At 59.5% G+C, this 12,120-nt stretch carries 7 protein-coding genes; 3 read left to right on the forward strand and 4 right to left on the reverse strand.

Annotated features, from left to right (window positions below):
- The first annotated feature begins 83 nt into the window (after positions 1–83).
- Both MD221_RS13125 and MD221_RS13130 read left to right on the forward strand, forming a co-directional pair.
- Positions 84–4,961 carry an RHS repeat-associated core domain-containing protein gene (locus MD221_RS13125; protein ID WP_242112271.1) on the forward strand — a complete coding sequence of 1,626 codons (4,878 nt, stop codon included), beginning with the start codon at positions 84–86 and terminating at the stop codon, positions 4,959–4,961.
- Between the two features lie 6 nt (positions 4,962–4,967).
- Positions 4,968–5,441 carry a tetratricopeptide repeat protein gene (locus MD221_RS13130; RefSeq protein ID WP_242112272.1) on the forward strand — a complete coding sequence of 158 codons (474 nt, stop codon included), beginning with the start codon at positions 4,968–4,970 and terminating at the stop codon, positions 5,439–5,441.
- On the opposite strand, the gene MD221_RS13135 is transcribed toward MD221_RS13130, so the two are convergent.
- The 3 genes from MD221_RS13135 to MD221_RS13145 all read right to left on the reverse strand — a co-directional run bounded on the left by MD221_RS13135 (position 5,417) and on the right by MD221_RS13145 (position 10,405).
- Positions 5,417–6,391: a Nudix family hydrolase gene (locus tag MD221_RS13135; RefSeq protein WP_242112342.1), complete on the reverse strand. Its 975-nt coding sequence runs from the start codon at positions 6,389–6,391 to the stop codon at positions 5,417–5,419. The genes MD221_RS13130 and MD221_RS13135 overlap by 25 nt on opposite strands.
- A gap of 70 nt (positions 6,392–6,461) precedes the next feature.
- Positions 6,462–9,206: a preprotein translocase subunit SecA gene (gene secA / locus MD221_RS13140; RefSeq protein WP_242112273.1), complete on the reverse strand. Its 2,745-nt coding sequence runs from the start codon at positions 9,204–9,206 to the stop codon at positions 6,462–6,464.
- Between the two features lie 242 nt (positions 9,207–9,448).
- Positions 9,449–10,405 (reverse strand): M23 family metallopeptidase, encoded by a 957-nt coding sequence (locus tag MD221_RS13145; protein ID WP_339328430.1) that lies wholly within the window; start codon positions 10,403–10,405, stop codon positions 9,449–9,451.
- An 8-nt stretch (positions 10,406–10,413) separates the two neighbouring features.
- On the opposite strand from MD221_RS13145, the gene MD221_RS13150 reads away from it, so the two are divergent.
- A complete protein-coding gene (locus MD221_RS13150) occupies positions 10,414–10,863 on the forward strand; it encodes a DciA family protein (RefSeq protein WP_242112274.1) in 450 nt (149 codons plus the stop codon).
- 218 nt (positions 10,864–11,081) lie between these two features.
- On the opposite strand, the gene lpxC is transcribed toward MD221_RS13150, so the two are convergent.
- Positions 11,082–11,987, reverse strand: a complete 906-nt coding sequence (gene lpxC, locus MD221_RS13155) for a UDP-3-O-acyl-N-acetylglucosamine deacetylase (protein WP_242112275.1) — start codon at positions 11,985–11,987, stop codon at positions 11,082–11,084.
- Positions 11,988–12,120: the final 133 nt, after the last annotated feature.

A 12,120-nucleotide genomic window follows, 5' to 3' on the forward strand; every position in this document is an offset into this window, starting at 1 on the left:
GACTCCAAGGACTGAGACGCCTTCAAATGAAAGGAGTTGGTCAACTCGAATGCGAGCAGCCAACATCCTAGGGGAGAAGTGCAATGCTTCTGTCTTCAACTTTTGCATCACGACAGCACGACTTAGAAAGCTCGCGGATCAGCACTCTTTGGAATCGCCCAATCCGTTGGCTGAAGGTCTCGCCATTACTGCTTGTTGTGTTCGCTTCTGTCATCTGGCCAGCCGAGGCCGAATATATCGAAGAAAAAGCATTCTGTTATGGCAGCCAGTGCTTTGAATCGCTCGCGCAAGCCGAAGCAAAAATGCGCGAAGAATCCGTTTATGGAGACCTCCTTTATCTAAAGGAATCGACGATTTCCAATCAATCCGATTCTTCGGCCAGTATCACCTTCAAGTACAACGTCAGAGACCAACCACCCGAGACTCTCTATCCACCCGCATTCTCTCCTGGAAGCTGGGCGGACTATCTTGGCTGCGCTCCTAGTGAGTGGGATCCAATTCGATGCGCCGATGAGTCGGAGGCAGTAGAGCGATCTTATACACTCGCAGCTAATGAAATCCGAAGGACCTCGCCCTCATGCATCGTTGGGCCATATCGAATTATTGGCTCCCATGGCGACCCATTCACGCAAACTTATAACCCACAACAAAATGAGGCCTATTTGCATCATTTTGTTCCGGACAATCTTGACAACTATGGAAACTACGGGCGGCGTTATGAATATGATGTTAGCTGCCCAAACGAACCCAGCACTACTAATGCAAAGCAAATAAATAAGCTAACGCTATTTTCTTGTGCCGCGGGGTTCTCGCCAATCATTGGATACAACCCTGCCTATAAGCCTGGACAAAAGCCTGTCATAGAGTGGCCGTATCTATGTAAAGCAATGGGCCCGTTTCCGACAATTGTTGGAAAAGTAAAGCAAGTCGATTCATGTCCTGCGAACAACAATCCATGCCACCCAGCAACCGGCGACAAATCACGATCCGAAATCGATTTTAATTTCGCGGGTCATTCGTTTACACGCTTCTACCATTCTCTTAAGCAGTTTGCGGACATATCCGGATTTCCGGCGGGGTGGACTCACACCTACTCCGAAAAACTTTATTACCAGCCAAATCTATCACCATCCTGGCTCAGGACCTCTGATGGTTATTATGATTCATTCTTATCACTGGGAAGCTCAAAATATCGATTAAAAAATTCTCCAGACCGCATTCTCTTTGTATTGAATAACAGCGGGAACACGAAATATAGAATCAAATCTATCGAAGGGGAGACCAAAGATTTCGATGCCAAAGGAAGGCTAATTAGCATTAGCAATACCCAATCCCCACAGAACGATGTAGCTCTTTCATACATCGATACTAATTCGGATGATTATTTGCTCGACAAAGTAACGGATCGAAATAATAGATCGATATCATTTGAGTATAAAAATCAAAATATCATATCGAGAATAGTTCTACCCGATGGTACAGCCATCAGCTATGGTTACGACGAAGACAGCAATCTTATATCCGTGAGTCATGCGGATGGCGGAGTAAGGCATTACTCATATCATGAAAATGGACTGTCTGGAACAATATTCAAGAATCACTTGACGGGAATTAGTGATAACGAGCAACGCTATGCAACATTTAGCTACGATGGTTACGGGCGCATCAAATCTAGCCAGCTCCATGGGCCCAACGGCTATGTTGAGCAAACCACACTGACTTACGATACGGCAGACAAGGTCACCGTTACCACACCCACTGGTGGCGAGCGCACGTACACGCTTCAACCTGGCGTCTATCGGCGGCCACTGAGCGTCGTTGGCGGCCCAGACGCCATCGCCAACACCTATGAAACAGACGGTCGCGTCAAGACCCGCACCTACGCAAATGGGGCGACCACCAGCTTTACTTATCAGCCTGCCTATCAATCCAGCATAACGGAGGCCACCGGCACGCCATCGGAACGCAAGACGGTGCTAACTCGCGACAGCGCGAATCGCCTTACACGCAGGGAGCATTATGCCCTGAAAAACGGCGTGCAAACCCTACAACAGATTGAGCTATGGAACTACGACACGAACGGGCAAGAAATCGCCAATTGTCTCGTGGATCCCGCTGTTCCCAATACGCCAGCATATGCTTGTGGCTCGCAGTCCAACGCACCTCTAGGAGTCCGTCAAACTCGGACGACCTATTGCCAGGCGGCAGACGTCACTGCGGGTATTTGTCCGATTGCTGGCCTTGTGGTCTCCATCGACGGCCCACGCACCGATTTGACAGATGTCACCAACTACACCTATTACCCCGACGACGCGACCGATTGCGCCATCGCGCCAACCACTTGCAGTTATCGCAAAGGCGACCTTAAAAAGACGACGGATGCTCTAGGACATGTCACTGAAACTCTGCGTTACGACGGTGCAGGACGCCCATTGTCCATCAAGGCCCCTAATGGGGCGATCGCAGACTACGAGTACTCTACGCGCGGCTGGCTTTTGACTCACATCGCGCGAGGCGCCGATCCAGCCTCGGAATCGGATGATCAAATTTCCCGCTTCGAGTATTGGCCCGCCGGGATGATTAAAAAAATCATTCAGCCGGACGGTTCGTTCATCTCTTATTCTTACGATTCCGCACACCGCTTAATCGGAATTGCTGACAACAGCGGAAACACAATACAGTACGAGCTTGACGCTGCTGGCAATCGGATCAAAGAGAACACAAAAGATCCAGCAGGAATAATCAGAAGAACAATGTCCAACACTTATAATAGCTTGAATCAGCTTCTGACGATTAAAGATGCCTACGATAACTCAACAAATCTTAGCTACGATTCGATTGGAGGCATAGATACTGTAATCGATCCTCGCGGCTACATAACTAATTACGATCACGATCACTTGAATCGGCCTGTTCGTATAGCAAAAGATACTTCCGGAATTAACGCCGAAACACGATTCAATTACGATGGCATAGATAATATATCCGCCATCTCTGATCCAAAAAATCTGAATACGACCTACGCCTACAACGGCCTCGGCGACCTGATGAACCTATCGAGCCCAGATACCGGCCTAGATAGCTACACATACGATAGCGCGGGCAATCGCGAAACGAAAACGGATGCCCGGGGCATAACCAGTCTATATAGCTACGACGCATTGAATCGGCTCGCTCATACGACGCAGCTCAGTGACGAATCGGCCACAAGCTATACCTATGACACCGTTAATTCTATCTGCGGTGGCGATGAGCATTTCTCGATTGGCTTAATCACTAAAATTACTGATGGTAGCGGCAGCACTAAGTACTGCTATGATCGCTTTGACCGCGTCACCAGAAAAGTGCAAACTACCGGCGATAAAGTTTTTGATATCCGCTACTCCTATACAAAGACAGGTAAAATTCAAAGCATTACCTATCCCGATGGAATATTGGTTGATTATGTACGTAATTCCCTAGGGCAGATTTCCGAGATCGGGGTTACCAAGCCACAACAAGAGCGTCAATTGTTGTTGGATCAAGCTAGCTATTCCCCTTTTGGCCCTGTCACTGGTTGGCGTTATGGCAATGATCGTAGACTAATCTACGCTCTCGATCTTAATTATAATCCAATGATAATTAGATCAAGTAACGCGAACGGCTTTTCTTTACATTTTAATTTTGATGCTTCTGGAAATCTCATTCAATTGGACAACGCCGACCAGAGCGCAATCCTGGCTCGTTATAGATATGATGCTCTAGATCGCCTGACAGAAACTCAAGATGGATTAACTGGAATTCCCATCGAGCAGTACAGTTATGACTCTAGCGGCAACCGTACCGGATTAACAAACACTAATGGAACCACTGACTATATCTATCCAAGCGACAGTCATCACCTAACAGGCGTAGGCGGGGCGGCACGAACTTATGACAACGCCGGCAATACGCTCAACATAGGAGGCTCTGCAAAGGAGTTCACCTATAACGGTGCCAATCGAATTTCTCAAGTGAGAATCAATGGCGTCATTGCCATGAACTACACTTATAACGGACGCGGTGAGCAGGTCCGAAAATCTCTTGATACCACCAATATTTACGTCGTTTATGACGAAGCTGGGCGCTGGCTTGGAGATTACGACAGCAATGGCCGTGCAATTCAGCAAGCGATTTGGTTGGACGATCTTCCTGTTGGCTTGATGTCAGGATTTGATGGGGCGCAGACGCTGTATTATCTCGAGCCCGATCACCTTGGCACGCCAAGAGCAGTAATTGACATATCTCGCAATGATACGATTTGGAGTTCCGATATCAGAAGTGAGGTATTCGGCGACACTCCGCCGAATGAAGATCCCGATAACGACGGAGCAATCTTCCAATTAAATATGAGATTTCCAGGGCAGATTTATGATCGCGTATCTGATCTAAATTATAATTATTTCCGTGATTATGAACCTTCTATTGGTCGATATATACAAAGCGATCCTATCGGGTTGGATGCAGGCCCCTCAACTTACTCTTACGTTGAAGGAGATCCGCTAGATTACGCAGATCCTTTCGGGCTTGATCGAATTCTGGTTCGCCGTCCGTGGTGGTGGCCATCATATTTTCCTTACCCCGGTGAAGAACAGCTGCCACAACGCCACTATTCTCAGCCCGATCCATGGGATCGAATTGTCGCTTCTGATGGAACCACCTCCCGCGACTGGGGGCGAGCTAATGGCAGAGCCGGCCGCAATGGAAAATGGTGCGTAATTAAATGTAAAGGCGAGCAAAACGGAGTTTCTGGACGCGGCAGAACCCAAGGCGAGTGTCTATGCCCAAATTTCATTTATGGATTGGGTCTCGGCAGAGACGTTAACGAGGCATGGAACAACGCATGGGATGCAGCCAATATGAACACCCCGCCTGGTTGCATGAAAAAACATTGCAGTGGCATGGCAGGAAGCTGCCGCGGACGACGTGGCGGGAAAATTTAATTCAGAATGAAGCCCTCTATAAAAAAGCTTCTCAATGAAGCTCAATCTGGAAATGCTGATTCTCAGTATTCTATTGCTGCCATCTACGCAACGGCGAGCGATTCACATAAGAGCTTGAAAGAAGCTCGCCATTGGTATTCGTGCGCGGCCAACCAGGGGCATCCAGAGGCTGCCTTTAACCTCGCCGCTATGCTTTTGAAAGGCGAAGGAGGAGGGAGATCAAAGCGAAACGCAGTGAAATGGATGCGAAAAGCATCTCTGTTTGGATCTAGCGATGCAACCATATGGCTAGCTGAATCAGCTTGCGAGATGAAAAAGATTGAAATTGCAACCCACTACTTCGCCTTGGCAGTTGTGCAGGGCGACATCCGCGGCCTGCGTGGAATTGCGATAATTCTTGAATCCCATACTGATCCGCTTTGCAAGGCGATTGCGTTGCGAATATTTAGAGTTCTTCAGAAAAGAGGGGTCTGCACGTAAGTGTAGCGCCACAGACTGCGTATCGAAGCAATGCCTAGAGCGCCATGAAGACGAGCGATATCGAGATCGTCAGGCTCTAAGCCTCCGATTGCATACATGGGCAATGATGTAATTTCACGCAATTTTTCGAAGCCCCTCCACCCCAAGCCTTCAACTCCTGGATGGGTAGTGGTTGGACTCACAGGACCGAGCACTACAAAATCACAACCAAGCGCTTCAGCAGCACGAAGCTCCATTTCATCGTGGCAGGAAGCTGCCAGGCTCAAGCTCTCCCTGATGGGCCGGGCGATACATTCGCGCAGTTGCGCGGCACGCAGGTGCACGCCGACGCCCAGTTCGCGGGCCAGCGCGATGTCGCCGTTGATCAGCACTTCCGCCGCGGCGGCGCGGCAGCGTTCGACTCCGGCGCGCATCAGGCGCTGCCGGCGCGGCTCGGGAATATCGGGAAGACGCAGCTGGACGCGGACGATGCCTGCGGCCAGCGAACGCTCCAGGCCCTCGAGCCATTCGGCATCGCTCTCGCCCGGCTGCGGCGTGACCAGGTAGCGATCGGGCTGCAGCAGCGCCGCGACCACCGGGCGGTCGGCGGGCGGCATGGGATAGGCGGGCAGCTTGGCCGGCGGCACCCAGGCCAGGGCCTGGCCTTCGACGCCGCGCGGCTTGCCGCGCCAGCGCGCGATGCGGCGCACGTCCAGGCGCAGGCGCTTGTGCGGATAGCGCTGCGGCACGGCGATGAGCGAATCGCCGAGCTCGACCCGGATGCCGAGCTCTTCCTCGAGTTCGCGGATCAGCGCGGCTTCCGCGCTTTCGCCGGGCTCGCGCTTGCCGCCGGGGAATTCCCACAGTCCGGCCAGGTCGCGGCCGTCGGTGCGGCGCGCGAGCAGGATGCGGCCGGCGGCGTCGGCAATGACGCCGGCGACCACCTCCACGCGCGGCGCGTCCTCGGAAATCACGGCGGCGGCCTACGCGGCCGCGGCCGCCGTCATGCGCGCGCCGCGACGGCGGCGCGCCGGCGCTGGCTCAGGCCAGCTGTCCATGGCAGTGCTTGTACTTCTTGCCGCTGCCGCAGGGGCAGGGATCGTTGCGGCCGACCTTGGGCATGCCGTCGTTGGCGAGCTGCGCCTGCGCCTGGGCCTGGGCGGCCTCCTCGTCGGCGCCGTAGCCGCCGGCGTCGGCGTGGCGGAACTGCATCTGCCGCGCCTGGGCCTCGGCCTGCGCGCGTTCCTGCGCCTCGAGCGCGGCGACTTCCTCCTCGGTGCGGATGCGCACGCGCGCCAGCAGGGTGACCACTTCGCGCTTCACCTTCTCCAGCATCTCGCTGAAGAGCTCGAAGGCCTCCTTCTTGTACTCCTGCTTGGGCTGCTTCTGCGCGTAGCCGCGCAGGTGGATGCCCTGGCGCAAGTAGTCCATGCGCGCCAGGTGCTCCTTCCAGTTCTGGTCGAGCACGTTGAGCATGATGTGCTTCTCGAGCATGCGCATCGTCTCGGGGCCGACCGCGGCCTCCTTGTCGGCGAACAGGCGGTCGAGGACCTCCTGCACGTGCTGCTGGATGCCCTCGGCGTCGAGCTCCTGCTTGCTCTCCTGCTTTTCCCTGACCAGCGCGGCCACCGGCACGTCCTGGCCGAACTCGGCGGCGAGCGTGCTTTCCAGGCCGGGCAGGTCCCACTCCTCGTCCACCGAATTCGGCGGCACGTGGCGCTCGACCAGCTCGGCGACCACGTCGCCGCGGATGCCGTCGACGTTGTCCTTGATGCTCTCGGCCTCCAGCAGCTCGTCGCGCTGCTTGTAGATGACCTTGCGCTGGTCGTTGTTGACGTCGTCGAAGTCGAGCAGGTTCTTGCGGATGTCGAAGTTGTGGGCCTCGACCTTGCGCTGGGCGTTGGCGATCTGCTTGGAGACCAGCGGGCTCTCGATGATGTCGTCTTCCTTCAGCCCCATGCGCGCCATCACGCGCTGCACCCAGTCGGCGGCGAAGATGCGCATCAGGTTGTCTTCGAGCGAGAGGTAGAAGCGCGAGGAGCCCGGATCGCCCTGGCGGCCGGAGCGGCCGCGCAGCTGGTTGTCGATGCGGCGCGATTCGTGGCGTTCGGTGCCGACGATGTGCAGGCCGCCGGCGACCTTGACCTCGTCGTGGCGCTGCTGCCAGGCCCGCTTGAGCTCGGCCTTGGCGGCCTCGTCGAGCGGCGCGCCGGTCTCGGCCTCGACCGCGGCGATCTCGGCCTCGAGCGAGCCGCCCAGCACGATGTCGGTGCCGCGGCCGGCCATGTTGGTGGCGATGGTCACCGCCTTGGGGCGGCCGGCCTGGGCGACGATGTGCGCCTCGCGCTCGTGCTGCTTGGCGTTGAGCACCTCGTGCGGGATGCCGTCCTTGCGCAGCTGCTCGGACAGCATTTCCGAAACCTCGATCGAGGTGGTGCCGACCAGCACGGGCTGGCCGCGCTCGTAGCAGTCCTTGATCTCGGCCGCCACCGCGCGGTACTTGCCGGCGCGGTTGAGGAACACGGCGTCGGGATGGTCCTTGCGCACCATCGGGCGATGGGTCGGGATCACGATCACTTCCAGGCCGTAGATGCTCTGGAACTCGTAGGCCTCGGTGTCCGCGGTGCCGGTCATGCCCGACAGCTTCTTGTACATGCGGAACAGGTTCTGGAAGGTGATCGAGGCCAGCGTCTGGTTCTCGCGCTGTACCGGCACGCCTTCCTTCGCCTCCACCGCCTGATGCAGGCCGTCCGACCAGCGGCGTCCCGGCAGGGTGCGGCCGGTGAACTCGTCGACGATGATCACCTCGCCGTCGCGCACGATGTAGTCGACGTCGCGCGAGTAGATCGCGTGCGCGCGCATCGCCGCGTTGAGGTGGTGCACGACGTGGATGTTGTGCGGCGCGTACAGGCCGTCCTCCTCGGTGAGGATCCCGGCCTGGCGCAGCAGCTGCTCGGCGTGCTCCTGGCCTTCCTCGGACAGGTGCACCTGCTTGCCCTTCTCGTCGACCCAGTAGTCGCCCTCGCCGTCCTCCTTCTCCTGGCGCGTCAGCGACGGCACCACGCGGTTGACCTTGATGTACAGCTCGGGGGACTCGTCGGCGGGGCCGGAGATGATCAGCGGCGTGCGCGCCTCGTCGATCAGGATCGAGTCGACCTCGTCGACGATGGCGTAGTGCAGGCCGCGCTGGAAGCGGTCGTCCTTGGACAGCGCCATGTTGTCGCGCAGGTAGTCGAAGCCGAACTCGTTGTTGGTGCCGTAGGTGATGTCGGCGCCGTAGGCGGCGTGCTTGTCGCCGTGCGGCATGCCCGGGTAGACCACGCCCACCGACAGGCCCAGCCAGTTGTACAGACGGCCCATCCAGGCCGAGTCGCGGCGGGCCAGGTAGTCGTTGACGGTGACCACGTGCACGCCCTTGCCTTCCAGGGCGTTGAGGTAGGTCGGCAGGGTGGCGACCAGGGTCTTGCCCTCGCCGGTGCGCATCTCGGCGATCTTGCCCATGTGCAGCACCATGCCGCCGATCAGCTGCACGTCGTAGTGGCGCATGCCGAGCACGCGCTGGCTCGCCTCGCGGCAGACCGCGAAGGCCTCCGGCAGCAGCTTGTCCAGCGACTCGCCCTTGGCGATGCGCTCCCTGAACTCCGCGGTCTTGCCCTGCAGCTGCTCGTCCGACAGCGCCTGCATCTGCGCCTCGAGCGCGTTGACCTTCTTGACGATGCCGCCGAGTTGCTTGACGAGGCGTTCGTTGCGGCTGCCGAAGATGCCGGTGAGCAGGCGATTGAGCATGTTGGAATATGGCCGGAAGCGGAAAGGGGATCCGGCGTCCGGGCGGCCCGTCCCTGGTGCCCCGCCGCCGCGCCGCGTGCTGCGGCGGGAAGCGGATCACGGGAAACGGCCCCCGATCGCCGAAATAAATAAAGGGCGCCAGGCGCCCTTTTGGCAACGCGACATTGTACGTGGTGGCGCCGGGATGGGGTATCAAGCCCCGCCTCCCGCTCCCGCGTCGCGGCGGAAGCGGCGCCGCGGGCCTACATCCGCTTGACGCCCTGCTCGCCCAGGAACTTCTTCGGGTTGACGACGTGGCCGTCCTCCCACACCTCGAAGTGCACGTGGGCGCCGGTGGAGCGGCCGGTGGAGCCGGCCTTGGCCACCTGCTGGCCGCTGCGGACCAGGTCGCCGACCTGCACCAGCAGCCGCGAATTGTGCGCGTAGCGGGTGACGTAGCCGTTGCCGTGGTCGACCTCGATCACCTTGCCGTAGCCCGAGCGCACGTCGGCGTAGCTGACCACGCCGTCGGCCACGGCCAGCACCGGGTCGCCGACGTTGGCATGGAAGTCGATGCCCTTGTGGAAGGCGCCGCCGCCGCCGAACGGGTCGGCGCGGCCGCCGAAGGGCGAGGTGATGTAGCTGTTGGCGATCGGCTCGCGCGAAGGCGTGGCGCTCTTGTCCAGCTCGCGGTTGAACAGCAGCGATTCCAGCACCGACAGTTGGCGCCCGGAATCGCGCAGCTGCGCGTCGAGCGTGCCCATGCCGCGGCGCAGCTCGCCCGCCGGCATGTCGCGCACCGGGCCTTCACCGCCGACGCCGACCGGCTTGTTGAAATCGAACTCGCCGTCGCCGAGCTGGCCGATGCGGGTCAGGCGCTCGCCCAGGGCGTTGAGCCGGTTGGCCTCGGCCTGCAGCTCGCCCAGGCGGGCGGCGAGCGCGTTGACCTCGCGCTGCGCGGCGCGGCGGGTGGCCTCCAGCTCGGCCTGCTGGCCGTCGGCGCGGGCCTGCAGGGTCGAGACCCGCAGCACGTCGACCGTGCTGGTGGCCGCGACGCCGAAGGCCACGCCGGCGCCGAGCAGCACCGCGAAGGCGGTGGCGGGACGGGCGGCCGTGCGCGCATGGGCGTGCCGGGCGAGTGTGTGGGTGCGGTGCTGCGTCCAATGCCACAGGCGGGCGGTTTGGTGGCGCGCAAATTGGCGAATGCTGTGTAAAGTCATGGTTACCGATGTCTGATTCACGCTCCAGGCCGCCAGACCGCTCCGCCGTCCCGCGCGCCGCGCTCGATGCGCTGCTCGCCGAACCGGCGGGCGATCCCTTGCGTCGCGCCTTGTGGCTGGACGAACTGGACCGTCGTTTACGCCCCCTGCTGGCGCCTCCGCTGGCCGCGCACGCGCGGCTGGCGAATGTGGATGGCGCCAAACTCGTCTTCGTCACCGATTCGCCGGTCTGGCACGCCAAGCTCAGGCTGGCGGCCGACACGCTCCTCGATGCCGCCCGCTCCATCGGGCTGGATGTCAGCAAGGTGACCGTCAAGACGGCCACCCGATCGAGCGCCCCGCCTGCGCAGGGGCCGCGACCGGCCAAACCCATGTCGGCACACGCGCGCGAAGCCTTGCGCGAGGCCTTGGCGTCGCTTCGGGAGTCCGGTGGGGGGCCGGCGAAGGACGAGTCCTGAACTCGCTCGCGGCTGGGATGCAGCATCCCCAGCCGAAAACGAACGGGGCATGCTACCGGCGTCACGCCGCCGGGGCGTTAAATCGAGCCTAAAATTTGGCTAGAAAAATGTAAATATTCAGTTAAACCATCACGCCACGTTCACAATTGTGACGTGGGTCGGCCTGGAGTCACGGAACGTGGAGACGGCGCCATCGCAGGGATGGCCGCCGGGAGCCCTCAGGCCGGCAGGGGCTCGGCGTAGACCACCGGCACCGGCTGCTCGTCGGGAAAAGTGACCTCTTCCCAGGCCGAACGCTCGGCCAGCAGGGCGCGGGCCAGCTTGTTGTTGAGGGCGTGGCCGGACTTGTGGCCCTCGTAGGCGCCGAGGATCGGGTGGCCGACCAGGTAGAGGTCGCCGATCGCATCGAGGATCTTGTGGCGCACGAATTCGTTGGCGTAGCGCAGGCCGTCGTCGTTGAGCACGCGGAACTCGTCGAGCACGATGGCGTTGTCCATCGAGCCGCCCAGTCCCAGGTTGCGCTCGCGCATGTATTCCAGGTCGCGCATGAAGCCGAAGGTGCGGGCGCGGCTGACTTCGCGGATGTAGGCCTCGGTGGAGAAATCGACCTCGGCCCGCGACTGCGCCGTCGGGATCATCGGATGGTCGAACTCGATAGTGAAGCCCAGGCGGAAGCCGTCGTAGGGCTCGAAGCGCGCGACCTTGTCGCCCTCGCGCACTTCCACCGCGCGCTTGATGCGGATGAAGCGCTTGGGCGCGGCCTGCTCGACGATGCCCGCCGACTGCAGCAGGAACACGAACGGTCCCGCGGAGCCGTCCATGATCGGCACTTCCGGCGCGGACAGGTCCACGTAGACGTTGTCGATGCCCAGGCCGGCCAGCGCCGACATCAGGTGTTCGACCGTCTGCACCTTGGCGCCGCCCTCGGCCAGGCCGGTGCACAGCGTGGTTTCGGCGACCAGGTCGGCATTGGCCGGAATCTCGACCACCGGGTTCAGGTCGACGCGGCGGAACAGGATGCCGTTGTCCGCGGGCGCGGGGCGCAGCGTGAGGTACACCTTCTCGCCGCTATGCAGTCCGACGCCGGTGGCGCGGATCACGTTCTTGATGGTGCGCTGCTGCATGCGGGATGAGGCCTAGGTCGTCAGACGGCGGTCATGGGGCCGTGCTATGGGGGAGTACGTCGGACCGTCGCGCAGATTAGCACGCGCGATGCTGAACCTGAACGGAAGAATCGCACACGCCCGCCCGTTCGAA

The organism is Luteimonas aquatica (genome assembly GCF_022662575.1).
Classification (GTDB): domain Bacteria; phylum Pseudomonadota; class Gammaproteobacteria; order Xanthomonadales; family Xanthomonadaceae; genus Luteimonas; species Luteimonas aquatica.